Source organism: Actinomadura sp. K4S16 (assembly GCF_008327685.1).
GTDB lineage: Bacteria > Actinomycetota > Actinomycetes > Streptosporangiales > Streptosporangiaceae > Spirillospora.
This window is the reverse complement of the sequence record NZ_BDDE01000011.1, coordinates 608,774-635,001: the sequence shown is the minus strand read 5'-3', so window position 1 is coordinate 635,001 and position 26,228 is coordinate 608,774. Positions and strand designations below refer to the sequence as shown.

Sequence of the window (26,228 nt, the reverse complement as noted above, 5' to 3'; positions counted from 1 at the left end):
CTCACCTCGCGTAGGTGCCGACGAGCGTCCCCGATGCGACGACCTTGTCCTCGACGGCGTCGCGCAGGTCCTCGGCGGTGAAGCCGTCCCGCAGCCCGGACGGCTCCGACAGCCCGTACAGCCGGAAGAAGTACCGGTGCGGGTCGTCGCCCACCGGCGGCTTCGGCCCGCCGTAGCCCTCGGCGCCGAAGTCGTTGCGCCCGAGGACGGCGCCGGTCGGCGGCTCCCCGGCGTCCAGCCCGGTGGTCACGGGGTCGATGCCGGCGACCAGCCAGTGGGCGAACGTGCCGACCGGGGCGTCCGGGTCCTCGCACACCAGGGCCAGCTCCACCACCTCCTCGGGGGCGGGCGACCACTCCAGCGGCGGCGAGAGGTCCCCGCTGTCGTGGGAGTAGTCCGACGGCATGAGCGTGTGGTCGGTGAACGCGGAGCTCCGCAGCGTCATCTCCTCCATGAGCTGCTCGTGCCCCCTGCCGCCCGGTCGATGCACGCCGCGCCCGGTCGATGCGCGCGCCCCGATCGCCGGCGGCGCTCAGCCGGCGCTGGAGGCCGCCCAGATGTTGATGCCCGCCTCGACGGCGTCCCGGTCGATCGCGGCGAGCTCGTCGGGGGTGAAGTCGAGCCGGTCGAGGGCGGCGAGGTTCTCCTCCAGCTGCGCGACGCTGCTCGCGCCGATCAGCGCCGAGGTGACCCGGCCGTCGCGCAGCGACCAGGCCAGCGCCATCTGGGCGAGCGACTGCCCGCGCGCCCCGGCGATCTCGTTCAGCGTGCGGACGTGCCGGAGGTTGTCCTCGGTGAGCAGGCCCGTGGACAGCGACGTGCCCTTGCTCGCCCGGGACCCCTCCGGGACGCCGTCGAGGTACTTGCCGGTCAGCATCCCCTGCGCCAGCGGCGAGAACGCGATGCAGCCGGCCCCCACCCGGTCGAGGGTGCCGAGCAGCCCGCCCTCGATCCAGCGGTTGAGCATCGAGTAGGACGGCTGGTGGATCAGCAGCGGGGTACCCATCTCCCGCAGGATCGCCGCCGCCTCGGCGGTGCGCTCGGGGGAGTAGGACGAGATGCCCGCGTACAGCGCCTTGCCGGACCGGACGGCGCGGTCCAGCGCCCCCATCGTCTCCTCCAGCGGCGTCTCCGGGTCGAAGCGGTGGCTGTAGAAGATGTCGACGTAGTCGACCCCCATCCGGCGCAGCGACTGGTCGAGGCTCGCGAGCAGGTACTTGCGCGACCCCCACTCGCCGTAGGGGCCGGGCCACATGTCGTAGCCCGCCTTGGTCGAGATGATCAGCTCGTCCCGGTAGGGGGCGAGGTCCTCGCGCATGATCCGGCCGAAGTTGGTCTCGGCGGACCCGTACGGCGGCCCGTAGTTGTTGGCGAGGTCGAAGTGCGTGACGCCGAGGTCGAACGCCCGCCGCAGGATGGCCCGCTGGACGTCCAGCGGCCGGTCGTCGCCGAAGTTGTGCCACAGCCCCAGCGAGATCGCCGGAAGCCGCAGCCCGCTCCGCCCGCACCGTCGGTAGGGGAGCCGCTCGTATCGCCCACTGTCTGCCACAAAGGTCATGGTCAGGAGTATTTCAGGGCAGACGGCTTGCCGTGCGCACCATCTGGAACGCGTCCTCGCGGGCCCCGACATGGCGCTGCGCCGTGCGGCTCTGCGGGCCGTCCGCACGCTGCCCGTCTCCGACGACGCCGCCGCGGCGGTGCTGGACGACGCCCCCGCCGACCTGCGCCGCGCGTTCTACCGGACGCTCCGCCACTGCGGCCGCGCGGGGCTCGCCGACCGGCTCCTGCCGGACGTCCGCGCCCGCTGGGGCGATCGCGAAGCCGCCGCGCTCCTGCCGGCCTGCACGAGCGGGACGGTCGCGCGCCTCCTGCCCGACCTGGAGCACGCGGTCACCGCGTGGCGCGCCCTGGCCGGACGGCACCCCGATGCCCTCCTCGCGCGCGGCCGTGACCGGGCGCACGAATGGTCCTGGTGGAGGCGCTGCCGGGCCGGCCTCCCGGAGCTGGCCCGCCGCGATCCGGCGGGGCTGCTGGGACTGCTGGAGGCGAACGGCTCCCGCCCGGCACTGGCGCAGCTGCCGCGCACCCTGCTCCCGGCGCTGTTCAGAGCGGACGCCGTCAGGGCCGCCCGGGCGGTGCGGCGGACGGGTCGCCGGGGCCGGCTCCCGGCCGCGTACTTCGCGCATGTGGGCCGCCTGCCCTCACCGGAGCTCCGGGAGTTCGTCCAGGCCGGCCCCTACGCGCTGCGCGACCTCCTAGCGCACGTCCCGCCGCGCCGCCGGGCCGAGGTCTACGACCTCGCGGGAGAAGGCGGGCACCCGGGACTTGCCGCGCTGCCGCTGCTCGCCCTCCTGCCCCCCGGCCGGGCGGCCGGCGAGGCGCGCCGGATGCTCGACTGGCACGGCTCGGTGTGGCACTCAGCGCGATCCCGGCTGGACGATCCGGCCCTCCCGCTGAAGCTCACGGCCCACCTCCCGTACGAGGAGGCGGCCGGGCCGCTGAGGGAGGCGGCGCTCGGCGGGGACCCGAGGCTGCGCGGGCCCGCCCGCACCCTCCTGGTCGAGGCGACCGCCCGCACCGGCGACGCCGCGGCCCTTCGCGACCTCGTCGCCGAACTGGCGCGCCGCACGCGCAACGAGCGGGACCCGCTGAGGGCGGACCTCCTCGCGGCCTTGGCGTCCGTGCCGGTCCGCCTCCTGGACGACGCGTTCGCCGCGCCGCTGGAGGAGGTAGCCGCCGCGGCCGTCGACGCGCGGGACTCCTCCCAGGCGACCCGGCTGAGGCTGCGGACTCTGGCGGACCGCCTCCTCGCCCACGCGGCGCGGCCCGCGCTCGTCCGGTGGGCGATCGGCGCCTACGCCCGCCTGGTTGCCCGGCACGGGGCGGAGGCGCTCGACGGCCACCGCCTCGACCGCGTGCTGCCCCGCGGCCGGGAGCGCGACCTGGTCGCGGCAGTGCGCCCCGGGCCAGGTGAACACGAGGTGGTCGTCGCGCTGGCACGGGCGCTCGGGCGGCGGGCGTTCGCGTCGGCGGCCCTTCAGAGCCTGCTGCGGACGGCGGTCCGCGCGGCGCCCGAGCCGCTCGCCCGCGAGGCCGCGGCACTGTGGCTCGCCGACCCGGTGGAGCGCGAGCGCCGCGCCGCGGCACTGGTGGCGGCCGACCCCTCCGCGATCGCCCTGCCCGAGGTCTGGCGCGTCGTCGCCGGCCGCCGCACCGACCTGCTCCTGCCCGCCCTGGAACGCGCCCGGACGGGCCGGTTCGGGGACCCGGGCGGGGTCCCCGCGATCCAGCCGCAGCAGCCCGGCCGGTGGACGCCGCACCAGGCCGGGCGCATGCGGGACCTGCTGGCGGCCTCGGCGGGACCTGTCGGCGCCAGGGCCGCCGCCGTCGCCTCGCTCGGCCGGCTGCCCGGTTGCCTGGACCACCTCGACGCCCGAGCGGACGGGGACGGCGAGCCCGCCCTCGCCGAGGCCGCGCTGGAGGCCATGGCGGTCTCGGACCGTCCTGCCGAGGCCCTCGCCGTGCTCCTGCGCCACGCCCGGGGCCCGCGATCGGTGGTCGCGGCGGCGGCGCTGGCACGGGCCGCCGCCGCGGTGCCGCCGTCGCGCCTCGGTCCCGTCCTGGCGGAGGCGCTGACCGGCCCGGACCGCACGGTGGCCGTCCGCAAGCAGGCGGCCCGGCTCATCGAACGGCTGCGGGTCCCCGGCGCGGCGGAGACCTTGCTGCGCGCGTGGGACGACCCCGGTCTCCACCCGGACGTCCGCATCGCGGTCGCGGCGGCGCTCCGGAGGATGCCGGAGGACCCCCCGCGCGCTCGCCGCACTGGGCGCCGCCGCGGGCCCGTACGCCTCGGAACCGCTGCTGCGCGCGCTCTTCCAGGCGAAGCCCTCGGAGTACGCGCCCGCGCACCGTCCCGCTTACGCCGCACTGGTCCGCAGGCTCGGCGCGGCGGCGGACGGCCCCGGCGTGCGGTTCCGGGCGTCCAAGGCGTTCGCCGCGTGGGTCCGCTGGTACACCGGTGACGTCGGCGCCGTCCTCGCCGCCGTCGCCGACCCCTCCGACCCCGCCGGGGACGATGAGCTGCCCGTCCTCAACGCCCTGGTGCGGGCGGGCTCGGTGGCGGAGGAGGCGCTCGGCGTGCTGTCCGCCCTGCTCGCCGCCGAGCCGGGCGAGCGCGCGCGGGCGCGGGTCGCGGCCGTGGCCCACGCGATCGCCGGCCGGCCGGACGCGCCACTCGCCCGCCGCGTGGTGGAGATGCTCGCGAGGCACCCCCTGCACGTCGCCGGCGCCGCGGACGTCGCGCTCCTGTCCGCCCGCCTGAACGGCGGCGACGCCTCACCCGAGCGCATCGCCGAGGAGCTCGGGGCCCTGGCGGGCCTGCTGCGCGACCGCCCCGTCCTGGCCGCCAGGGTCGCCGACCGGCGGCTGGACCACGCGCTCGGCGCGCGGGGGAGCGGCGGGCCCGGCCGGCTCCTGCCCGCCGCCCGCGCCCTCACCGCACGCGGCGACGCCGCCTCGCACCTGCTCGCCGTCGGCGTCGTCCGGTCGGGCGGCTCGGCCGCCGGATGGGCCGGCGAATGGGGGGACCTCCTGGACGGCCTGCGCCGGTCCCCCCACGTGGACGTCCGCCAGGACGCCTGGAACGTCGTCGCGAACAGGTGACCCGCCCCGGCGGTGCGGGAGTACACAAAGGATCGGGGCCCCGGCTGTCAGGTCTGCGAGGCGTGAAGGAAGCTTGGAAGCGGCAAGAATGGTCAGAGCTAAGGACAAGGAGGTCCCAGTGGTCGTGCTGCGCAGTTACGTGTCGGGTTCCTGGCGTTCCCCGGAGGACGAGGGGGCGCCGTTGCACGACGCCGTCACCGGGGAGGAGGTCGCCCGGATCTCCTCGGCGGGGATCGACATGGGCGCCGCCCTGGAGTACGGGCGCTCGGTCGGCGGCCCGGTGCTGAGGGAGCTCACCTTCCACCAGCGCGCGGCCCTGCTGAAGGCGCTCGCGTCCCACCTGCGGGAGCACCGCGAGGAGCTGTACGCGCTGTCGGCCAGGACGGGCGCGACGCTGGGCGACTCGAAGTTCGACGTGGACGGCGGCATCGGCGTCCTGTTCGCCTACGCGAGCAAGGGCAAGCGGGAGCTGCCGAACGACACGGTGCTGGTCGAGGGCGCCGTGGAGCCGCTCGGCAAGGGCGGGACGTTCGTCGGGCAGCACCTGTGCACGCCGTCGCACGGCGTCGCGGTGCAGATCAACGCGTTCAACTTCCCGGTGTGGGGTCCGCTGGAGAAGCTCGCGCCCGCGTTCCTCGCGGGGGTGCCGAGCCTGATCAAGCCGGCGAGCCAGACCGCCTACCTGACCGCCCGGCTGGTCGAGCTGATCGTCGAGGCCGGGATCCTGCCCGAGGGCTCGGTGCAGATGGTCTGCGGGGAGCCGCGCGACCTGCTCGACCACCTCACCGAGCAGGACATCGTCGGGTTCACCGGGTCGGCGTCGACGGCCCGGCTGCTGCGCACCCACCCCGTCATCGTGGGGAACGCGGTCCGGTTCAACGCCGAGGCCGACTCGCTGAACTGCTCGGTCCTCGGGCCGGACGCGGTGCCCGGCACGGCGGAGTTCGACCTGTACGTCAAGCAGCTCGTCGCGGAGATGACCGTGAAGGCGGGCCAGAAGTGCACGGCGATCCGCCGGGCGCTCGTCCCCGCCGCGCTGATGGACGACGTCACCGAGGCCGTCCGGGAGCGGCTGGCGAAGGTCGTCGTCGGGAACCCGTCCGACCCCGCCGTGCGGATGGGCGCGCTCGCCACGCTCGACCAGCGCGAGGAGGTGCGCCGCTCCCTGAAGGCCCTCATGGACGCCGGCCGCGTCGTGTTCGGCGACCCCGAGCGGGTCGAGGTCGTGGGCGCGGACGCCGAGCGCGGCGCGTTCATCTCCCCGGTGCTGCTGCGCGCCGACGACGCCGGCCGCGCCGAGCCGCACGAGGTCGAGGCGTTCGGGCCGGTCAGCACGCTGATGCCGTACGAGGGCGCCGAGCAGGCGGTGGAGTTGGCCGCGCGCGGGCGCGGCAGCCTCGCCGGGTCGGTCGTGACCGGCGACGCGGAGTTCGCCCGGAAGGTCGTGCTCGGCGCCGCGCCGTGGCACGGCCGCCTGCTCGTGCTGAACGCCGAGGACGCCAAGGAGTCGACCGGGCACGGCTCGCCCCTGCCCGCGCTCGTCCACGGCGGCCCCGGGCGCGCCGGCGGCGGCGAGGAGATGGGCGGGATCCGCGGGGTGGTGCACCACATGCGGCGCACCGCCGTCCAGGCCGGGCCGGCGATGCTCACCTCGATCACCGGGCGCTGGGTCCCCGGCACCGACCGCACCGTCACCGACGAGCACCCGTTCCGCAAGCACCTCGAGGACCTGCAAGTCGGCGACACCGCCGTCGGCGGCCCCCGCGTCGTCACCCTCGACGACGTGGAGCACTTCGCCGAGTTCACCGGCGACACCTTCTACGCCCACACGGACGAGGAGGCCGCCAGGGCCAACCCGTTCTTCGGCGGGCGGGTCGCGCACGGCTACCTCGTCGTGTCGTTCGCGGCCGGACTGTTCGTGGAGCCGTCCCCGGGGCCCGTCCTGGCGAACTACGGCCTGGAGAACCTCCGGTTCCTCACGCCCGTCAAGCCGGGCGACGAGCTGACCGTCACCCTGACGGCCAAGCAGATCACGCCGCGCGAGGGGGCCGACTACGGCGAGGTCCGCTGGGACACCGACGTCACGAACCAGGAGGGGGCCTCGGTCGCCAAGTACGACGTGCTGACGCTGGTGGCCAAGCGCCCGCGGCACGACTGATCTTGGGACTGGGGCCCCGGCCCGCGGGATGATACGCATGGAGGGAGGCGTCTGCGGGGGAGACGGTCACGTTCAGCGCTGAACGGGGTGCGCCCATGATCAGTCCCCTGCACATCCAGACGGTGCGCGAGGTCGTCCGCACCGGCTCGTTCGCGGACGCGGCCCGCAACCTCGGGTACACCGCGTCCGCCGTCTCCCAGCAGATCGCCGCCCTGGAGCGCGCCTGCGGCCTGGTGCTGTTCGAGCGCCGGGCCCGCAGCGTGCGCCCGACGAGCGCCGCGTTCCTGATGGTCAGCAAGGGCAACGACGTGCTGTCGGCGCTCGACACGCTGGAGCGGGAGCTGCGCACGGTCGCCAGCGGCGAGCGCGGCGCCCTGCAGCTCGGCAGCTTCCCGACCGCCAGCGCCCGCATCCTTCCGCGGGTGCTGGCGGAGCTGTCGCGCGTGCGGCCCGGCATCGACATCACGCTGGCGGAGGGCGAGCCAGACGAGCTGCTGCCCGAGCTGCTCGACGGCGACCTCGACCTCCAGCTCGTCTACCGGTACGACCTGTTCCCGCGCACCTGGCCCGACCAGATCGTGGAGACGCCGGTGATGGACGAGAACCTGGTGCTGTGCGTCCCGCGGGACCACCCCCTCGCCGGGGGCCGCACCGTCCGGCTGCGGGACCTGCGGTCGGAGACGTGGATCGCGAGCCGCCCCGAGAGCTCGGGCGCGCAGGCCCTGCTGCGGCTGTGCGGCACGGCCGGGTTCACGCCCAACATCGCGTTCCGCAGCAACGACTACGCAGTGGTGTGCGGGCTGGTCGCGTGCGGCCTCGGCATCGCGCTCGTGCCGGCGCTCGGCTGCGTCCCGGCGCCGGGGCTGCGGACGCTGCGGCTCAGCCGCCGCTCCCCGCGGCGGCACGTCACCGTGCTGCGCCGCACCACCAACACCAACCCGCTCGTCAAGGACGCCATGCGCGGCCTCATCGAGGTCGCCCGCGGCGTCGAGAACGAGGTCAGCGGCGCCACCGGCCCTTGAGCTCCATCGCGGCGCGGACGCGCTCCTGCGCGAGCGCCACGGCGGCCTCGTGCGTCGTCGTGCCCTGCGCGCGGGCGGCGTCGAGGACCCGGCCGGTGTTGTCGCGCATCTTCGCCGAGACCGCCGCGAACACCGCTTCCGGGTCGGGGCGGAACGCCGAGTGGCGGGCGTCCATCGCGAACCCCGCCGCGACCACGCCGCCCGCGTTGGCGACGAAGTCCGGCACGACCGTCACGCCGCGCTCGGCGAGGACGCGCTGCGCCGCCCGCCCGGTGGGCAGGTTCGCGCCCTCCACCACGATCGCCGCCTGGACGTCCGCGGCCGCGTCCTCGTCGATGACGTCCTGCAGCGCGGCGGGGACGAGGATGTCGGCCGGGACGGACAGCTCCGTGCCGGCCCGGAGGAGACGCCCGCCGTACTCCCGCACCGCCGCGTCGCCCGCCTCGGCGCGCAGGGCGAGCAGCCGCCCGACGTCCAGGCCGTCCGGGTCGTGCAGGGCGCCGTGCACGGTCGAGACCGCCACGACGGTCGCGCCCAACTCGTGCAGGCGCCTGGCCGCCGCATGCCCGACCGCGCCGAACCCCTGGATCGCGACCCGTGCGCCGCGCAGGGACGTCCCCGCGTGCTGGGCGGCGGCGTCGGCGGCCTCCGCGACCCCGAAGCCGGTCACGCCCAGCTCGTCGTAGGGCATGCCGCCGAGGACGTGCGGGGTGCCGACGGCCGCGCCCCGGTCGTCCAGCTCGTCCTGGACGATCGCCGCGTCCCGCTCCGACAGCCCCATGTCGAGGCCCGCCACGTACCGCCGGGGGATCTCCTGCGACAGGGCCCGCACGAACGCGCGCAGGACCGCCTCCCGGTCCGGCGACCCGGGGTCGGCCGCGATGCCGGCCTTCGCGCCGCCGAAGAACAGGTCGACGCCCGCCCACTTGTAGGTCATGACCCGGGCGAGCCGCGCCACCTCCGCGACCGTCACCGACGGGCTCATCCGCATGCCGCCCTTGCCCATGCCGCGGGCGGTGTTGTCGATGACGAGGACGCCCCGCATCCCGGTCCGGGTGTCGGACACGCACACGACCCTCTCGGGGCCCCACTCGTCCATGAGTTCGAGCACGTCAGACACGGTTGATCTCCGGGCGGAGGGCGTCGCCGGCGAACCGGGCCGCGTGCAGGGGGGCGACGTCGGTGAACGGCTCGCGGCCGAGGTACAGGTCGCGGACGACCTCGCCGACCGCCGGGCCTTGCAGGAAGCCGTGGCCGGAGAAGCCCGTCGCGTACAGGAACCGGGACACCGACGGGTCCTCGCCGATGAGCGCGTTGTGGTCGGGCGTCACCTCGTACAGGCCCGCCCAGCCGCCCGTCAGCCCCACGTCCAGGAGGCGGGGGGCGCGGGTCCCGATCGCCTCGGTGAGCCGGGGGAGCCACGCGTCGGAGCGGTCCAGCCGGAAGCCGGGCCGCTCGTCCGGGTCGGACATGCCGAGCATCAGGCCCTCGCCCTCGGCGTGGAAGTAGAACGACGTCGCGAAGTCGATCGTCATCGGCACCGGGCGGGGCAGGTCCGGGATCGGCTCGGTGAAGACGATCTGGCGGCGCAGCGGCTCCACCGGCAGGTCGACGCCCGCCATCCGCCCGACCGCCGCCGACCAGGCTCCGGCCGCGCAGACGACGGCGGAGGTCCGGATGCGCCCGCGCGAGGTCCGGACGGCCGTGATCTCGCCGCCGCGGGCCTCGATGCCGACGACCTCGCAGCGGGTGCGGATCTCCGCGCCGTGCCGGCGCGCGCCCGTCGCGTACCCGAGCACGACCGACTCGGGCGTGCAGTGCCCGTCGTCGGGGGAGAACGCGGCGGCCAGCAGCCCGTCGGGGGAGACCAGCGGCGACAGCCGGCACGCCTCCGCCACCGAGACCATCCGGCTCGGCACGCCCAGCTCGTTCTGCAGGGCGACGCCCGCCTCGAACGCCGCGACGTCCTCGGGCCGCGACAGCAGGAACAGGTACCCGACCCGGTGCAGGTCGATCTCCTGGCCAGGGCGCTCGGGGAAGCGGGTGAACGCCTCCAGGCTGCGGGCGCCGAGCCGGATGTTGACCTCGTCGGAGAACTGGGCGCGCACGCCGCCCGCCGCCCTGCTCGTCGAGCCCGAGCCGAGCTCGTCCCGCTCGACCAGCACCACCCGCCGGACGCCCGCCTCGGCGAGGTGGAACGCGACGCTCGTCCCCATCACGCCGCCGCCGATGACGACGACGTCGGCCTCGGCATCCGCCGCGGTCTCCGTCCCCGGTCCGGTCCCCACGCCCGCCCCTACAGCCGGAAGCCGAGGTCGGGGGTGATCTCCAGGACGTCCATCTGCGCCTTCTGGAGCCGTCCGGAGGTGTCCCAGTTCATCGACTGCCAGCGGGTGAACTGGTCCAGCACCCACATGCCCGACTGGCGGCTGCCGTTGCCGGAGCGCCCGTTCCCGCCGAACGGCAGGTGCGCCTCCGCGCCGGACGTGGAGTTGTTCACGCTCACCATCCCGGCCGAGATCCGCCGCCGGTACGCGAAGACCTTCGCCGGGTCGGCGGTGTAGATGGAGGCGGACAGGCCGTAGCCGGGGGCGTTGGCGAGGGCGATCGCCTCGTCCAGCGTCCGGTACGCGGTGACGCCGATGACCGGCCCGAAGGCCTCGTTCATGAACAGCTCCTCGCCGGGCCGCACCCCGTCGACGATCACCGGGTGGTAGAACAGCCCCGCCTCGGGGTCGCCGGCGAAGCCCGCCCGCGGCGCCGCCGCCGTGATCCGCCCGGTGGCGGACGACCCGTGCACGGTGTGGCCGGGGCCGATCCAGCCGAGGACCTTCTCGAAGCCGTCCGCGAACCGCTCGCTGATCAGCGGCCCGAACAGGACGTCGCCCGCCGGGTCGCCCACGGGCGCGGCCCGCGTCGCCTCGTCCAGCAGCCGGAGGAACTCGCCGTGCACCGACTCGTGCACGATCGCGGTCCCGAGGGAGGTGCAGCGCTGCCCGGCCGTCCCGAACCCCGAGAACAGGGCGCCTTCGACGGCGAGCGGCAGGTCGGCGTCCTCGGCGACGACCATCGGGTTCTTGCCGCCGAGCTCCAGGCAGGGCGTCTGGAGGTGGCGGCCGCACAGCTCCCCGATCCGCGACCCGACCTCGGTGGAGCCGGTGAAGCCGACCTTGTCGACGAGGCCCTCGCCGAGGGCCCGCTCGAGGCCGCGGAACGTCTCCGGGCCGTCCGCGTACACGACGTTGAGGACGCCGTCCGGCAGCCCCGCGTGCGCGAACAGCTCGTAGAACGCGTCGGCGCAGGCCGCCGCGTACTCGGCGGGCTTCCACACGACCGCGTTCCCGCACAGCAGCGCGGGGACGATGTACCAGGACGGCACCGCGACCGGGAAGTTCCCCGCCGTGACGACGGCGACGACGCCGACCGGGTCCCGGAAGGTGAACAGCTGCTTGTCGGGCATCTCGGACGGGACGGTCTGCCCGTACAGCCGCCGCCCCTCGCCGAGGAAGAACGCGCAGGTGTCGGCGATCTCCTGGACCTCGCCGAGGGCCTCGGCGTACGGCTTGCCGACCTCCCGGGTGACGGTCCGGGCGAGCGCCGCCTTGTTGGCCTCGACGAGCCGGCCGATCGCGGCGACCACCTGCCCGCGGACGGGCGCCGGCACGTCGCGCCAGGCGTCCTGCGCCGCGCGGGCGGCCCGGCAGGCGCCGACGAGGCCGCCGGCGTCCGCGAGGGACACCTCGGCGACCGTCTCGGACGTGCGGGACGGGTCGGTGGAGCGGTACGAGCGCGGCCCCGCCGGGATTCGGGCGCCGCCGATGACGGAGGAGAGCACGGTCCCAGCCTGAACGGGCCGCGTGCCCGAGCCAAGATCGGGCAGAGCACGGCTTCCTTACCGCGAGGCCAAGCCGGGCTGAGGCTCTCCGGAAAGCGTCGGTAAGCGATCCTTGGGCAATTCCCAACCGGTTCGCGGCCTTGCGCGGCTTGGCCGGGCCGTGGCGGCGTCCGATGCTCGACACGCGTCCCGATCAGCCCACAGGAGCACGCATGCCCGAGCCCGCCGACGTCCACTTCCTCGAGACGGCCGCGACCCTCGCCCCGTCCGGCGCGCCCGCGCCGCCGGGCGGGCTCACCGGCGAGCGCTGCCTGGAGCTGTTCGACGCGCAGCTCGGCAGCCGGCACCTGGACCTCGCGGCCCGCCGGCTCCAGGCGGAGGGCCGCGGTTTCTACACGATCGGCTCCGCCGGCCACGAGGGGAACGCGGCCGTCGCCGCCGCGCTCCGCCCGGACGACCCGGCGCTCCTGCACTACCGGTCGGGCGCGTTCTTCCTGGAGCGCGCACGCCAGGTCCCCGGCCAGGACCCGCTCCGCGACGTCCTGCTCGGGCTCGTCGCCGCCGCCGAGGAGCCGATCGCGGGCGGGCGCCACAAGGTGTTCGGCAGCCGCCCCCTGAACGTCATCCCGCAGACCTCCACCATCGCCTCGCACCTCCCGCGCGCGCTCGGCGTGGCCTTCGCGATCGAACGCGCCGCCCGGCTCGGCCTGGACTCGCCATGGCCGCGCGACGCGGTCGCCGTGTGCGGCTTCGGGGACGCCTCGGCCAACCACTCCACGGCCGCCGGCGCGATCAACGCGGCCGCCAACTGCGCCTACCAGGGGCTTCCCCTGCCGCTCCTGCTCGTCTGCGAGGACAACGGGATCGGCATCAGCGTCCGCACGGCGCCCGGCTGGATCCGCGCCGCCTACGGTGCGCGGCCCGGCCTCGCCTACTTCCACGCGGACGGCTGCGACCTCGCCGACGCCCACGCGGTGTCGGTGCGGGCGGCCGACTGGGTCCGCGAGCACCGCCGCCCCGCCTTCCTGCACCTGCGGACCGTCCGGCTCATGGGGCACGCGGGGTCCGACGTCGAGTCGGCCTACCGGACCCCGGCCGAAGTCGCGTCCGACATGGCGCGCGATCCGCTCCTGGGGACCGCGCGCCTCCTCGTCGACAGCGGCGCCGCGACCTCGAAGGACGTCATCGAGCTCTACGAGGCCAAGCGGGCCGAGGTCATGGCGCTGGCGGACGAGGTCGCGGGCGCGCGCCGCCTGTCGTCCGCCGCGGAGGTCATGGCGCCGCTCCGGTCCACCGGGCCCGCGGGGCGCGCGGAGCCCGCGGCGGGGGAGCCGGTGACGGTGGCGCAGGCGATCAACCGTACGCTCGGCGAGCTGCTGGACGAGCGGCCGGGGGCGGTCGTGTTCGGCGAGGACGTGGCGCGCAAGGGCGGCGTCTACGGCGTCACGCGCGGGCTGATGAAGCGGGCCGGGGCGGCGCGGGTGTTCGACACGATCCTGGACGAGCAGTCGGTCCTCGGCCTCGCGCTCGGGTTCGGGACCGCCGGGATGCTGCCGGTCCCGGAGATCCAGTACCTCGCCTACCTGCACAACGCCCTCGACCAGATCCGGGGCGAGGCGGCGACGCTGCCGTTCTTCTCGTCCGGGCGGTACCGCAACCCGATGGTCGTGCGGGTCGCCGGATACGCCTACCAGAAGGGCTTCGGCGGCCACTTCCACAACGACAACGCCGTGGCCGCCCTGCGCGACATCCCCGGGCTCGTCATCGCCTCACCCGCCCGCCCCGACGACGCCGCGGGGATGCTGCGCTCGTGCATGGACGCCGCCGAGCACGGGGGCCGCGTGTGCGTGGTGCTGGAGCCGATCGCGCTCTACCACGCCCGCGACCTGTACGAGGAGGGCGACGGGGGCTGGCTGGCCCCCGCGGGCGGGACGGTCCCGATCGGGCGCGCCCGCACCTACGGGGACGGGGGCGACCTCACCATCGCCACCTTCGCCAACGGCCTGCGCATGAGCCTGCGGGCGGCCCGGCGCCTGGAGGCCGCCGGCGTCCGGTGCCGGGTGGTCGACCTGCGCTGGCTGGCGCCGCTCCCGGTCGAGGACCTGCTCCGCGAGGCCCGCGCCACCGGCGCCGTCCTCGTCGCGGACGAGACGCGCCGGACCGGCGGCGTGTCCGAGGGCGTCCTGGCGGCGCTCGCCGACGCCGGCTTCCGGGGGCGGGCGGCCCGGGTGGCGAGCGAGGACAGCTTTATCCCGCTGGGGGACGCCGCCTACCACGTCCTGCTGTCGGAGGACGCCATCGAGGAGGCGGCGCGGAGCATGCTCACGTCCCCTCGATGACCGGGTCGCCGCCCAGGTAGGCGGCCTTCACACGGTCGTCCCGGGCGAGCGCGGACGCCGGTCCCTCCAGCACGATCCGGCCCGTCTCCAGGACGTAGGCGCGGTCGGCGAGGCGGAGCGTCTGGTGGGCGTTCTGCTCGACGATCAGGACCGTGGCGCCCTGGTCGCGGATCTCCCGGACGACCCGCAGGACCTGCTGCGCCGTCTGCGGCGCCAGCCCCATCGTCGGCTCGTCCAGGGCGAGCAGGCGGGGCCGCAGCATCAGCGCCCGCCCGATGGCGAGCATCTGCTGCTCGCCGCCCGACAGCAGCCCGGCGGGCTGCCCGCGCCGCTCGCCGAGCCGCGGGAACATCGCGTAGACCTCCTCGCGGCGGGCCGCGACGGCGGCCCGGTCCCGGCGCCGCAGGTAGCCGCCGAGCAGCAGGTTCTCGGCGACGGTCAGGGCCGGGAACACGCGCCGCCCCTCCGGGACGTGCCCCAGCCCGGCCGCGACGACCCTGTGCGCGGCGAGCCGGGTGATGTCGCGGCCGTCGAACTCGACCCGGCCCGACCGGGCGCGGTGCAGGCCGGTGACCGTCCGGAGCGCGGTGGTCTTGCCCGCGCCGTTGCTGCCGAGCAGCGCCACGATCTCGCCCTCGCCGACCTCGAACGAGACCCCCGACAGCGCCTCGACCTGACCGTACCGGCTGCGCAGGTCGCTCACCCGCAGGAGCGTCACCGCAGCACCTCCGTGACGAGGTCGGTCTCCGGGTCGTCCGGCACGCCGAGGTAGGCGGCGATGACCCGCTGGTCCTCCTGGATCTCGGCCGGCGGTCCCACCGCGATCGTCCTCCCGTGCTCCAGCACCGTCACCCGGTCGGAGATCGACATGACCAGCGCGACGTCGTGCTCGATCAGCACCACGGCGGCGCCGAGCGCGCTGATGCGGCCGATCAGCTCCATCAGCGCCCGCTTCTCGGTCGGGTTCGCGCCCGCCGCGGGCTCGTCCAGCAGCAGGACGCTCGGATCGCCCGCGAGCGCCCGTGCGATCTCCAGCCGGCGCCGGTCGCCGTAGGCGAGCCCGCCCGCGGGGCGGTCGGCCGCGTCCAGCAGCCCGACGAAGTCCAGGCAGCGGCGCACCGCGTCGAGGTCGGCCCGCGACAGCGGCCGCAGCAGGGCGCGGTCGCGGGCGAACCGGCCGATCAGCACGTTCTCGGCGACGGTCATCTCCTCGAACAGCCGGATGCTCTGGAAGGTGCGCGCGAGCCCGGCGGCGGCGACCCGGTGCGGGGCGAGGCCGCGGACGTCCCGCCCGGCGAGCACGACCGTCCCGGCCGACGGCGCGATCATCCCGGTCACGCAGTTGAACGCGGTGGTCTTGCCCGCGCCGTTCGGGCCGATCACGCTGACGACCTGCCCGGCGTCCGCGCGCAGGGCGAGCCCGTCCACGGCCGTGACGCCGCCGAAGCGGCGGGACAGGCCGTCGACCTCCAGCAGCGTCCCCCGCGCGGTCGGCGGCTCCGGCGGGGGCCCGGCCCGCTCGGGCAGGCGCAGGCGGCGCGGCCGGTACGGCCACACCCCCTGCGGCCGCAGGAGCACGATCAGGATGAGCAGCAGCGCGAAGAACAGCCCCCGGTACTCCTGGACGGTGCGCAGCACCTCCGGCAGCGCGACGATCACGACGGCGCCGACCATCACCCCGGGCCGGCTGCCCATCCCGCCGATGATCACCACGAGCAGGATCATCAGCGAGGTCAGGAACGTGAAGCTGGACGGGTCCACGGTGCCGAGCTGCGCGGCGTTCAGCGGCCCCGCGACCGCCCCGGTCATCGCGCCGAGGACGTACGCCAGCAGCTTCACCCGCCGCGCGGGCACGCCGACCGCCTCGGCGGCGGTGTCGTCGGCCCGGATGGCGCGCCAGGCGTAGGCGAGCCGCGACCGGGCCAGCAGCGCGGTCGCGGCCAGCACGACGGTGAAGAACGCGAGCGCCAGGTAGAAGAAGTCCTTCGGCGTGACGATCTCCCGCCCGCCGACGGTCACCGGCGGGATCCCGGTCAGCCCGTTCGGGCCCCCGGTCACCTGCAGGTTGATCACGGTGATCCGGATGATCTCCCCGAAGCCGAGCGTGACGATCGCGAGGTAGTCGCTGCGCAGCCGCAGCGTCGGGTACCCGATGACCGCCCCCGCGACCGCGGCGGCGGCGACCGCGACCGGCAGCGTCGGCCAGAAGCCCCACTCCAGCTTGAGCATCAGCAGCCCGGAGGCGTAGGCGCCGATCGCGAAGAACGCGGCGAACCCGAGGTCGAGCAGCCCCGCGTACCCGACGACGATGTTGATCCCGAGCCCGAGGATCGCGTAGACCAGGATCGTCCCGGCGACGGTCAGCGCGTAGTCGTCGAGGGTCTGCCCGGCGACCAGCGCCAGCGCGACCAGCAGCGGCCAGCCGCCGTACCGGGCCGCGGCCTCCCCGCCCGCGAGGCGCGGCGCCCGGGCCCTCATGCCCGCTCCACGACGCGCTCGCCGAACAGGCCGGTCGGTCTCAGCGCCAGCACCGCGATCAGCAGCCCGAAGATGATGACGTCCGTCCAGCGGGACGAGACGTACCCGGCGGAGAACGACTGGACGAGGCCGATGCACACGCCCGCGACCATCGTCCCCGGCAGGTTCCCGATGCCGCCGAGCACCGCCGCGGTGAACGCGCGCAGGCCGATGAGGAAGCCCATGCCGAAGCTGATCTGCACGTAGTACACCCCGTACATGACGCCGGCCGCGCCCGCGAGCAGCGACCCGATGAAGAACGTCGTCAGGATCAGCCGCTCCACGTTGATGCCCTGCAGCCGGGCCGCGTCACGGTCCATCGCCAGCGCGCGCATCGCGGTGCCCGTCACGGTGCGGGTCACGAACAGCCACAGCGCCGCCATCAGCGCCACCGACAGCACCACCAGCGCGAGCTGCCCCCAGGTCACGTGGACGGCGCCGCTGAAGATCCGGCCGCCGTCCAGCGTGGTGGGATACGACTTGAACCGGGCGCTGGTGAGGACCTTGACGCCCTCCTCCAGCGCCAGCGACACCCCGATCGCGGCGATCAGCAGGGCGAGGCGCGGCGAGGCCAGCAGCGGGACGTAGGCGGCCCTGGCGATCCCGGTGCCGACGACGCCGGTGGCGAGGGCGCCGACCACGACGGCGGCGAGGACGGCGGGCAGCGCCATCCCGCCGGTCGCGCCGAGCGCGGTCAGCGTCCCGAACCCGGCGAACGCGCCGATCATGAACACGTCGCCGTGCGCGAAGTTGATCAGCCGGACCACCCCGTAGATCATCGAGTAGCCCAGCGCGATCAGCGCGAGGAAGGCCCCGATCGTCAGGCCGTTCACGAGGTACTGGACGAATTCGCTCATCGGGCCCCTGATCAGGAGGTCTTGGCGTCCACCCAGGTGGCGCCGTTCTCGTCGAGCTTCTTGTAGGCGGTGAACGCGCCGTTCTGGACCTGGACGGTGATGTAGAGCGGGTCGGTCCGGTCGCCCTTGGCGTCGAAGGTGATGGGCCCGGTGATGCCCGGGAAGTCCTTGATCTTGTGGAGTGCCTCGGTGATCGCGGCGCCCCGGGTGGATCCGGCGTCGTCGATCGCCTTGGCGACGATCTTGACGGCGTCGTACTCGTACACCGAGAACGGACCGGGGTCGGCGTTGTTCGCGGCCTTGTACGCCGAGACGAACTTCGCGGCGGCGGGCAGGTCCTTGGCGAGCGGCGCGGTCGTGGCGATGTAGCCGCCGGCCGCCGAGCCCGCGGTCTTCAGCACGGTGGAGTCGGTCGTCGCGTCCCCGCCCATGAGCGTGAACTTCAGCCCGAGCTGCTTGCGCTGCTTCATCAGCAGGCCCGCCTCGGCGAAGTAGCCGGTGAAGTACAGCACGTCCGGCCGGGTCGAGGCGATCTTGGTGAGCACCGGGCCGTAGTCGGACTGGCCGGGCTGCAGCGCGTTCTCGTAGACGACCTGGCCGCCCGCCTGCTTCGTCGAGTTCGCCGCCGCGTCCGCGAGGCCCTTGGCGTAGGTGGTGTTGTCGTGCAGCAGCGCGATGCGCCTGGCGCCCAGCGGCCCCGTCATGAACTTGGCCGCGACCAGGCCCTGGTTGTCGTCGCGCCCGCAGGTGCGGAACACCTTGCCCTTGCCGCTGTCGGTCAGGGACGGGTTGGTGGAGGCGTCCATCACGAACGGGACGCCGCGCCTGCCGTAGATCGGGATCGCGGGCACCGCCGCGCCCGAGCAGTAGCCGCCGGCGACCGCCACGACCCCGCTGTTGAGCAGCTTCTGCGCGGCCTGGGCGCCCTGCTGGGCGCTGCACTGGTCGTCGGCCTCCACGATCTGGATCTTCCGGCCGTCCACCCCGCCGGCCTTGTTGATCTCGTCGGCGGCGACCTTGGCCGCGGCGAGGATGTCCTGCCCGGCCGAGGCCGAGTCGCCGCTGAGCGGCGCCGGGACACCGATCTTGATGGCGCCCGAGCCGCCGGAGCCGCCCGATCCGCAGGCGGCGGCGAGCGGGACGAGCAGCAGGCCGGCGCCCGCCGCGGTGAAGATCCGGAACCGGCGTCCGCGGTCCCGCGGGGTCAGTGGGGTCATCGGCGGCTCTCCGTCGCTCGTGGCCGGCAGGTCCCTCGTGGTCCGGGATGGTGAAAGCGTGAAACGTCGGGGCACGGGCGTCGAGACGGGCAAGCATGCGATCTCATGCACTGATCGGTAAGCACCGCTTGCCCTTTCGCCACTCGACAGCGCGGCGGGGGCCTCGCAATGATCTTCCCCATGGCCGGTGTCCTGCTGCTCTCCGCCGCCGACGTGCGCGCGGTGTTCGACCTGCCCGCCGCGATCGCCTCGCAGCGGGAGGCGTTCGGCGCGCTCGGCCGCGGGGAGGCGCGGCTCGCGCCGCGGGTGCTGCTGGACGGGCCGGGCGGCGAGGTCGCCTTCAGCTACGTCTCGCGCCTGCCCGGCGCCGGCGCCGTCGCCAAGTTCGGCAGCGTCACCCCGGGCAACGCCGCGCGCGGCCTGCCGACCGTGGCCGCGCTGGTGACCGTCCAGGACCCGGTGGACGGCCGGCCCGTCGCGATCATCGAGGGGGACTCGGTGACGACGCTGCGCACCTCGGCGGCGAGCGCGGTGGCGGCCGACCACCTCGCGGTGCGCGGGGCGTCCCGCCTCGCGGTCGTCGGCTGCGGGGTGCAGGGCCGCGCGCACGTGCGGGCGATGGCGGCGGTCCGCCCCATCCGCGAGGTGGCGATTGCCTGCCGCCACCCGGCGACCTGCACCGCCGCGTCCGAGCTCGCGCGGGAGCTGGAGCTGCCGGTCGAGCCGGCGGCGTCCGCCCGTGCGGCCGTCCGGGGCGCGCAGATCGTCGTCACCGCCACCACCAGCGCCGAGCCGGTCGTCCTCGGCGCGTGGCTCGAACCCGGGTGCACGGTCGTGAGCGTCGGATCCTTCGCCCCCGACCGGGAGGAAGTGGACGGCGAGGTCCTCGCCCGCGCCGCTTCGGCCGTCGTGGACGACGTGACGACCGCCCTGGAGCACGCCGGTCCCGTCGTGGCCGCCGTGCGGGCCGGGTCCCTGGACCCCGCCCGGCTGCGCCCGCTGGGCCCGGTCGTCGCCGGCCTCGCCGCCGGACGCGGCTCCGACGACGAGATCGTCTTCTACAACAGCGTCGGCCTCGGCGTGCAGGACGCGGCGGCGGCCGCCGTCATCGTCGAGCGCGCCCGCGCGGCCGGCGCCGGGACGCCCGTGGAACTGTGACCGGCCCGGACCTCGCGCGCCCGCCGAGTACACTGGCCGTTCGGTAGAGCGAACGCGAGGCGAGCGAGCGGACGAGGGGCGGGAGCGTGGGCGCGTCAGGGGAATCGGTGCGGGACGTGCTGGCCGGCAACCTGCGCCGCGCGCGGCTGGAGCTCGGGCTGTCGCTGTCGGAGCTGTCCCGCCGCTCGAAGATCGGCAAGGCGACGCTGTCCCAGCTGGAGGCGGGCGCCGGGAACCCCACGATCGAGACCGTGTTCAGCCTGTCGCGCGCGCTGGAGGTCCCCATCTCCGACCTGCTCGACCGCCAGGAGCCGTCCGGGCTCACGGTGGTGCGGGCGGCGGAGGTGGAGGTGCTGCGCGGGGAGGGCGTCGACCTGCGGCCGCTGCGCGGCATCGAGTCCGGCGGGGCCATGTTCGAGGTGTACGACCAGCAGGTCAGGGCCGGCCGCCGGCAGGACTCGCTCGGCCACGTCGGGATGGAGCACACGATCGTCCAGTCCGGGCGGCTCGCCGTTCGGGTGGACGACCGGGACGTCGAGCTCGGCCCGGGCGACTACGTCGGCTTCGACGCGCGCCTGCCGCACAGCTACACCGCCGTCGAGGGGCCCGTCCGCTCCGTCCTGCTGCTGCAGTACACCGCTGACCAGCGGCTCCACGCCTCGGCCGGGACGCCGTCCCATCTGGTGGAAACCCCGTGAAGTCCGACCCGTCCGCGCGTTGACATCGCGCGCGCGACGCGCCTACTCTCGGAATCGTTCGGTTTAACGAACGGTAAACGGGAGGGTCGATGACGCGGGTCGTGGTGCTGGGCGCCGGGATTATCGGCGCGGCCTGCGCCCGCGAGCTGGCCCTGGCCGGATGCGCGGTCACCGTGGCCGACCGGGGCGGCCCCGCGGCCGGGACCACCGCCCACGGCGAGGGCAACATCCTGCTCTCCGACAAGGGGCCGGGCCCCGAACTGGAACTGGCGCGGCTGTCCCGCGAGCTGTGGCCCGCCATCCTGGACGGCGACCCGAACGCCGCCGGCGTCGAATGGGACGCCAAGGGCGGCATCGTCGTCGCCACCACCCCCGCGGGCGCCGAGGCGCTGACGGAGTTCGCCGGCGCCCAGCGCAAGGCCGGGATCCGCGCCGAGGACCTGGACGCCTCCGCCCTCGCCGCCGCCGAGCCCCACCTGACGCGCGACTTCACCAAGGCCGTCCACTACCCGGAGGACGCGCAGGTCCAGCCCGCCGGCGCCGCCACCGCCCTGCTGGCCGCCGCCGTGCGCGCCGGCGCCGCCGTGCGCACCGGATGCGAGGTGCTCGGCGCGGTCCGGCGCGGCGGCCGCGTCACCGGCGTCCGCACCTCCGGCGGCACGCTCGGGGCCGACGCCGTCGTCAACGCGGCCGGCCCCTGGGCGGGGGAGGTCGCCGCGCGGCTCGGCGTCCGGCTCGGCGTCCGGCCCCGCCGCGGCGAGGTCCTGGTGACCGCGCCGATGCCGCCGACCGTCTTCCACAAGGTGTACGACGCCGACTACGTGGGCGCGGTCGGCAGCGGCGCCGGGGACCTGCAGGCGTCCGCCGTCGTCGAGTCGACCCGGGCCGGGACGATCCTGCTCGGCTCCTCGCGCCGCCGCGTCGGGTTCGACGACCGGCTCCGGCCCGAGGTGCTGTCGGTCATCGCGGCCAAGGCGCTGCGGCTGTTCCCGTCCCTGGCCGGGGCGCCGGTGATGCGCGCCTACGGCGGGTTCCGCCCGTACGTCGACGACCACCTGCCCGTCATCGGCGCCGACCCGCACCTGGAGGGCCTGTGGCACGCCGCCGGGCACGAGGGCGCCGGGATCGGCCTGTCCGCCGGGACCGCCGCCGTCCTGCGCGACCTCATGCTCGGCCGCGCGCCCGCGATCGACGCGGCGCCGTTCCGCGCGGACCGGCCCGCCGTCCAGTGCGAAGGAGAGACCCGATGAGCGCACGACTCGTGCCCGCCGACGGCGACCGGACCGGGCGCCGCCCGGACGCGCCGCTGCGGATCACCGTGGACGGCGAGCCCGTGGACGGCGTCGCGGGCCAGACCCTCGCCGGCGTGCTGCTGGCGGCGGGCCGCCGCACCTGGCGGCGGGCCCCGTCCGGCGCGCCGCGCGGCGTGTTCTGCGGGATCGGCGCCTGCTTCGACTGCCTCCTCACCGTCAACGGCGTCCGCGACGTGCGGGCCTGCCGCCGCCGCGCCCGGGACGGCGACGCCGTCGAGACCCAGACCCGGGACGCCCGGTGAGCCGGCACGTCGTGGTCGTCGGCGCCGGACCGGCGGGGCTCGGTGCGGCGGCGGGCGCGCTGCGCGCCGGGGCGCGCGTCACGCTGGTCGACGCGGCGGAGGAGCCCGGCGGCCAGTACCACCGGATGCCGCCCGCCGCCTTCGGGGCCGCCCGCCCCGGCCGCCTGCACCACGGATGGCGCGGCTTCGAGCGGCTGCGCGACCGCGTGCTCGGCCACCCGCGCTGCGACTGGTGGCCCGAGAGCGCCGTCTGGACCGTCGAACGCGCCGAACAGGGGCCGCCGCACGTCCACGTGCTGCGAGGTGAGGCCGACGGCGCCGGACGGGAGCGGCGCGTGCTGCGCCCGGACGCGCTGGTGCTCGCGCCGGGCGCGCACGACCGCGTCCTGCCGTTCCCGGGCTGGGAGCTGCCCGGCGTCTACACCGCCGGGGCGGCGCAGGCGCTCGCGAAGGGGGAGCGCCTGGTCATCGGCGACCCCGTCCTGATCGCCGGTTCTGGACCGTTCCTGCTCCCGGTCGCCGCGTCGCTGCTCGAGGCCGGCGCCACCGTCCTGGAGGTGCTGGAGGCCAACCCCGCCGCCACCGTGGCGCGCGGCTGGGCCCGGCGTCCGTGGGAGCTGGCGCACCAGGCGGGCAAGGCGGGGGAGCTGGCCGGGTACGCGGGGCTGCTGGCCCGGCACCGCGTCCCCTACCGGACGGGCCGCGCCGTGATCGAGGCCCGGGGCGACGGGCGCGTCGAAGAGGCGGTCACGGCGCGGCTCCACCACGACTGGTCGGTCGTCCCCGGCACCGAGCGCACCGTCGCGGTGGACGCCCTGTGCGTCACCCACGGCTTCAGCCCGCAGCTGGAGCTGGCCGTCGCCGCGGGCTGCCTGCTGCGCGGCGGAGCCGCCGACGCCGCCTTCGCCGACGTCGACGCCGACCAGCGCACCAGCGTCCCGGGCGTCTACGCGGCCGGGGAGATCACCGGCATCGCCGGGGCGCCCGCCGCCCGCACCGAGGGGCTGCTCGCCGGCTGGGCCGCCGGGGGAGGGGACCCCGGCGACCGCGCGGCGGCCGCCCTGCGCCGCCGCCGCGACCGGGCCCGCGCGTTCGCCGGCCGGCTCGCCGCCGCGCACCCCGTCGGCGCGGCGTGGCCCGGCTGGCTGCGCCCCGACACGGTCGTCTGCCGCTGCGAGGAGACCACCTACGGGGCCCTCCTGCGCGCGGCGGACGGCGAGGCCGCCGGCTCGGCCCGCGCCGTCAAGCTCGGCACCCGCGCCGGCCTCGGCCCCTGCCAGGCCCGCGTCTGCGGCCCCACGGTCGCCGGACTGCTCCGCGGCCGGGCGGACGGGGGAGACCCCCACCACCGGCCCGTCGCCCAGCCCATCCGGCTGGGCGAGTTGGCGAACCCTCCAGTCGAGGACCCCGAAGAGAAAGAGAGCGCCCGATGAGCGACAGCAAGCTCCAGAGCCTCGGCGGCGTCATCGTGGCGACGGCCCTGCCCTACCGCGAGGACGCCGCCGCCCCCGCCGGGCTCGCCGTCGACTACGACCGGTACGCCGAGCACTGCCGCTGGCTGGTCGGCAGCGGCTGCCGCGGCGTCGGCCCGAACGGCTCCCTCGGCGAGTACTCCTCGCTGACCGACGACGAGCGCCGCCGCGTCGCCCGCACCGCCGTCGAGGCGGTCGGCGGGGACGGCGTCGTGGTGGTCGGTGTGCACGGCCCCGGATCCCACCAGGCCCGGCACTGGGCGGAGGTCGCGGCCGAGGACGGCGCCGACGGCGTGCTGTGCCTGCCGCCGACGATGTACCGGGCCAACCGCGGCGAGATCATCGCGCACTTCGAGGCCGTCGCGTCGGTAGGCCTGCCGGTCATGGTCTACAACAACCCGATCGACACCAAGGTCGACCTCACCCCGGACCTGCTCGCCGAGATCGCCCAGATCGACGGCATCGTCGCGGTCAAGGAGTTCTCGGGCGACGTGCGCCGCGTCCTGGAGATCCGGGAGAGGGCACCCGGCCTGGAGGTCGTCGCGGGCGCCGACGACGTCACCCTCGAAGCGCTGCTGATGGGGGCGACCGGGTGGTTCGCGGGCTTCCCCAACGTCTTCCCCGCCGAGTCGGCGCTGCTGTACGAACTGGCCACCGCCGGGAAGCTGGAGGAGGCCCGCGCCCTGTACGAGCCGCTCGTCGCCGCGTTCCGCTGGGACTCGCGCACCGAGTTCGTCCAGGCGATCAAACTCGGCATGGAGCAGGTCGGCCGGTACGGCGGCCCCTGCCGCCCGCCGCGCGGCCCGCTCGTGCCCGCGCACCGCGCCGCCGTCACCGCCGACATGGACCGCGCGATCGAGGCGCTCGCGCGGCGGCGGGCGGCCTGATGCGCTCGGCCCGGTCGATCAGCGCGGTCGACTCGCACACCGAGGGGATGCCGACGCGCGTCGTCACCGGCGGCGTCGCGCCCATCCCCGGCGCCACGATGGCCGAGCGGCGCCGCCACGCCGTGCGGCACCTCGACGGGCTGCGCCGCTTCCTCGTGGACGAGCCGCGCGGCCACCCCGCGATGAGCGGCGCCCTGCTCCAGCCGCCCACCCGGCCGGACGCCGACTGGGGCGTGGTCTACATCGAGGTCAGCGGGTTCCTGCCCATGTGCGGGCACGGCACCATCGGCGTCGCGACCGTCCTGGTCGAGACCGGCATGGTGGAGGTGACCGAGCCGGAGACGATCGTGCGGCTGGACACCCCCGCCGGACTCGTCGAGGCCCGCGTCGCGGTCCGCGACGGCATCGCCGAGCACGTCACGCTCCGCAACGTCGCCTCGTTCGCGCTCCGCCAGGACGCCGTGGTGAGCGTGCCCGGGCTCGGGGACGTCCGCTACGACATGGCCTACGGCGGCAACTTCTACGCCATCACCGAGCTGGAACCGCTCGGCCTGCCGTTCGACCGGGCCCGCAAGGACGACATCCTCCGCGCCGGACTCGCGATCATGGAGGCGATCAACGAGGCCGACCGGCCCGTCCACCCGGGCGACCCGCTGATCGGAGGGTGCAAGCACGTCCAGTTCCTCGCGCCCGGGTCGGACGCCGGGCGCTCCCGCAACGCGATGGCGATCCACCCGGGCTGGTTCGACCGGTCGCCGTGCGGCACCGGCACGTCCGCCCGCATGGCGCAGCTGCACGCCCGCGGCGAGCTGCCGCTGCACAGCGAGTTCGTCAACGAGTCGTTCATCGGCACCCGCTTCACCGGGCGCCTGGTCGGCACCGCCGAGGCAGGCGGCCTGCCCGCGGTGATCCCCGAGTTCACCGGGCGGGCCTGGATCACCGGCACCGCCACCTACCTGCTCGACCCCGCCGATCCCTTCCCCGAGGGCTTCGTCCTCTAGGAGGGACCCGGCCGGCTCGCTCCCGAGCCCTTCACGGCGGCCCCTGACCGCCGCTCCACTTGAGACCACGGAGGAACCTTCATGACACCGGACCAGGCCGTGTCCGCGGCGGCCGCCGCCGCGCCAGGCTGGGCCGCGTCGCCGCCGGCCGAACGCGCCGCCCGCCTGACCGCGGTGGCGGACGCGCTGGAGGCCGCCCGCGAGGAGCTGGTCGCCCTCGCCGACGAGGAGAGCCGCCTCGGCGAGGCGCGCCTGAACGGCGAGCTGGCCCGCACCACGTTCCAGCTCAGGCTGTTCGCCGAGCAGGTCCTGGAGGGCGCCTTCCACGACGCCCGCATCGACCGGCCGGACCCGGACTGGCCCACCGGCCCGCGCCCCGACCTGCGCCGCTGCCGGACGGCCGTCGGCCCGGTCCTGGTGTTCGCGGCGAGCAACTTCCCGTTCGCCTTCAGCGTCGCCGGCGGCGACACCGCCTCGGCCTGGGCGGCGGGCTGCCCCGTCGTCGTCAAGGCGCACCCCGGCCACCCCCGGCTGTCGCGCCGGACGGCGGAGGCGATCGGCGGCGCCGGGCTCCCGGACGGCGTGTTCGCCCTGATCGAGGGCGAGGACGCCGGAGTCGAGGCGCTGCGGCACCCCGGCACCGCCGCCGCCGCGTTCACCGGCTCCCAGCGGGGCGGCCTCGCGCTGGCGAGGATCGCGGCGGAGCGGCCCGTGCCGATCCCGTTCTACGGCGAGATGGGCAGCGTGAACCCGGCCGTGGTGACGCCCCGCGCGGCCGAGGCGCGCGCCGGGGAGATCGCCGAGGGGTACGCGGCGTCCCTGACGCTGGGGGCGGGCCAGTTCTGCACCA

At 75.7% G+C, this 26,228-nt stretch carries 22 protein-coding genes; 13 read left to right on the top strand and 9 right to left on the bottom strand.

From position 1 onward, the window contains the following. Window position 1 precedes the first annotated feature (1 nt). Complete coding sequence (locus K4S16_RS10150) at window positions 2–454, bottom strand: YbhB/YbcL family Raf kinase inhibitor-like protein (RefSeq protein ID WP_149258588.1); 453 nt, start codon at window positions 452–454, stop codon at window positions 2–4. A gap of 78 nt (window positions 455–532) precedes the next feature. Continuing rightward, the gene (gene mgrA, locus K4S16_RS10145; protein ID WP_149258587.1) at window positions 533–1,558 is read right to left on the bottom strand and encodes an L-glyceraldehyde 3-phosphate reductase; all 1,026 of its coding nucleotides are present in this window, start codon (window positions 1,556–1,558) and stop codon (window positions 533–535) included. Between the two features lie 70 nt (window positions 1,559–1,628). Between mgrA and K4S16_RS10140 the strand changes: the two genes are divergently transcribed. The 4 genes from K4S16_RS10140 to K4S16_RS10125 all read left to right on the top strand — a co-directional run bounded on the left by K4S16_RS10140 (window position 1,629) and on the right by K4S16_RS10125 (window position 7,842). Further along, complete coding sequence (locus tag K4S16_RS10140; RefSeq protein WP_149258586.1) at window positions 1,629–4,022, top strand: hypothetical protein; 2,394 nt, start codon at window positions 1,629–1,631, stop codon at window positions 4,020–4,022. After that, complete coding sequence (locus tag K4S16_RS10135) at window positions 3,967–4,662, top strand: hypothetical protein (protein WP_149258585.1); 696 nt, start codon at window positions 3,967–3,969, stop codon at window positions 4,660–4,662. The genes K4S16_RS10140 and K4S16_RS10135 overlap by 56 nt, the downstream gene beginning before the upstream one ends. 88 nt (window positions 4,663–4,750) lie before the next feature. Next, window positions 4,751–6,820, top strand: coding sequence for a phenylacetic acid degradation bifunctional protein PaaZ (gene paaZ / locus K4S16_RS10130; RefSeq protein ID WP_200841782.1), 2,070 nt, complete (start codon window positions 4,751–4,753; stop codon window positions 6,818–6,820). A 95-nt stretch (window positions 6,821–6,915) separates the two neighbouring features. Beyond that, on the top strand, window positions 6,916–7,842 hold the full coding sequence (locus K4S16_RS10125; protein ID WP_149258584.1) for a LysR family transcriptional regulator: 927 nt from the start codon (window positions 6,916–6,918) through the stop codon (window positions 7,840–7,842). Here K4S16_RS10125 and K4S16_RS10120 read toward each other — a convergent pair. From K4S16_RS10120 to K4S16_RS10110, 3 genes are read right to left on the bottom strand one after another with little or no spacing between them, the layout of a single operon-like run. Beyond that, window positions 7,820–8,962, bottom strand: a complete 1,143-nt coding sequence (locus K4S16_RS10120; RefSeq protein ID WP_149258583.1) for a Glu/Leu/Phe/Val dehydrogenase — start codon at window positions 8,960–8,962, stop codon at window positions 7,820–7,822. The two genes, K4S16_RS10125 and K4S16_RS10120, sit on opposite strands and share 23 nt — an antisense overlap. Beyond that, complete coding sequence (locus K4S16_RS10115) at window positions 8,955–10,130, bottom strand: FAD-binding oxidoreductase (protein ID WP_235036686.1); 1,176 nt, start codon at window positions 10,128–10,130, stop codon at window positions 8,955–8,957. Before K4S16_RS10115 ends, K4S16_RS10120 begins: the two co-directional genes overlap by 8 nt. A gap of 8 nt (window positions 10,131–10,138) precedes the next feature. Beyond that, entirely contained in the window at window positions 10,139–11,677 is a 1,539-nt protein-coding gene (locus K4S16_RS10110; protein WP_149258582.1) for an aldehyde dehydrogenase family protein, read from the bottom strand. 212 nt (window positions 11,678–11,889) lie between these two features. On the opposite strand from K4S16_RS10110, the gene K4S16_RS10105 reads away from it, so the two are divergent. Then, window positions 11,890–14,016: a thiamine pyrophosphate-dependent enzyme gene (locus tag K4S16_RS10105; RefSeq protein ID WP_149258581.1), complete on the top strand. Its 2,127-nt coding sequence runs from the start codon at window positions 11,890–11,892 to the stop codon at window positions 14,014–14,016. On the opposite strand, the gene K4S16_RS10100 is transcribed toward K4S16_RS10105, so the two are convergent. Genes K4S16_RS10100 through K4S16_RS10085 form a run of 4 tightly spaced genes read right to left on the bottom strand, consistent with a single transcriptional unit; the run spans window position 14,000 to window position 18,607 of the window. Beyond that, on the bottom strand, window positions 14,000–14,734 hold the full coding sequence (locus tag K4S16_RS10100; protein ID WP_149258580.1) for an ABC transporter ATP-binding protein: 735 nt from the start codon (window positions 14,732–14,734) through the stop codon (window positions 14,000–14,002). The genes K4S16_RS10105 and K4S16_RS10100 overlap by 17 nt on opposite strands. After that, window positions 14,731–16,494 carry an ATP-binding cassette domain-containing protein gene (locus tag K4S16_RS45655; RefSeq protein ID WP_149258579.1) on the bottom strand — a complete coding sequence of 588 codons (1,764 nt, stop codon included), beginning with the start codon at window positions 16,492–16,494 and terminating at the stop codon, window positions 14,731–14,733. The genes K4S16_RS10100 and K4S16_RS45655 overlap by 4 nt, the downstream gene beginning before the upstream one ends. Continuing rightward, on the bottom strand, window positions 16,491–17,390 hold the full coding sequence (locus K4S16_RS10090) for a branched-chain amino acid ABC transporter permease (RefSeq protein ID WP_149258578.1): 900 nt from the start codon (window positions 17,388–17,390) through the stop codon (window positions 16,491–16,493). Before K4S16_RS10090 ends, K4S16_RS45655 begins: the two co-directional genes overlap by 4 nt. Window positions 17,391–17,401: 11 nt before the next feature. Continuing rightward, a complete protein-coding gene (locus K4S16_RS10085) occupies window positions 17,402–18,607 on the bottom strand; it encodes a branched-chain amino acid ABC transporter substrate-binding protein (RefSeq protein ID WP_149258577.1) in 1,206 nt (401 codons plus the stop codon). 180 nt (window positions 18,608–18,787) lie between these two features. Between K4S16_RS10085 and K4S16_RS10080 the strand changes: the two genes are divergently transcribed. From K4S16_RS10080 to K4S16_RS45650, 8 genes are all read left to right on the top strand, one after another. Then, window positions 18,788–19,765: an ornithine cyclodeaminase family protein gene (locus tag K4S16_RS10080; protein WP_149258576.1), complete on the top strand. Its 978-nt coding sequence runs from the start codon at window positions 18,788–18,790 to the stop codon at window positions 19,763–19,765. A gap of 86 nt (window positions 19,766–19,851) precedes the next feature. Continuing rightward, on the top strand, window positions 19,852–20,463 hold the full coding sequence (locus K4S16_RS10075) for a helix-turn-helix domain-containing protein (protein ID WP_149258575.1): 612 nt from the start codon (window positions 19,852–19,854) through the stop codon (window positions 20,461–20,463). Between the two features lie 89 nt (window positions 20,464–20,552). After that, a complete protein-coding gene (locus K4S16_RS10070) occupies window positions 20,553–21,713 on the top strand; it encodes an FAD-binding oxidoreductase (protein WP_149258574.1) in 1,161 nt (386 codons plus the stop codon). Continuing rightward, the gene (locus tag K4S16_RS10065; protein ID WP_149258573.1) at window positions 21,710–22,018 is read left to right on the top strand and encodes a (2Fe-2S)-binding protein; all 309 of its coding nucleotides are present in this window, start codon (window positions 21,710–21,712) and stop codon (window positions 22,016–22,018) included. Before K4S16_RS10070 ends, K4S16_RS10065 begins: the two co-directional genes overlap by 4 nt. Next, a complete protein-coding gene (locus K4S16_RS10060; protein WP_149258572.1) occupies window positions 22,015–23,451 on the top strand; it encodes an NAD(P)/FAD-dependent oxidoreductase in 1,437 nt (478 codons plus the stop codon). Before K4S16_RS10065 ends, K4S16_RS10060 begins: the two co-directional genes overlap by 4 nt. Beyond that, window positions 23,448–24,377: a dihydrodipicolinate synthase family protein gene (locus tag K4S16_RS10055; RefSeq protein ID WP_149258571.1), complete on the top strand. Its 930-nt coding sequence runs from the start codon at window positions 23,448–23,450 to the stop codon at window positions 24,375–24,377. The genes K4S16_RS10060 and K4S16_RS10055 overlap by 4 nt, the downstream gene beginning before the upstream one ends. After that, a complete protein-coding gene (locus tag K4S16_RS10050; RefSeq protein WP_149258570.1) occupies window positions 24,377–25,378 on the top strand; it encodes a proline racemase family protein in 1,002 nt (333 codons plus the stop codon). The genes K4S16_RS10055 and K4S16_RS10050 overlap by 1 nt, the downstream gene beginning before the upstream one ends. 81 nt (window positions 25,379–25,459) lie before the next feature. Then, the coding region (locus tag K4S16_RS45650; protein ID WP_235036685.1) for an aldehyde dehydrogenase family protein at window positions 25,460–26,228 on the top strand (769 nt) is incomplete at its 3' end.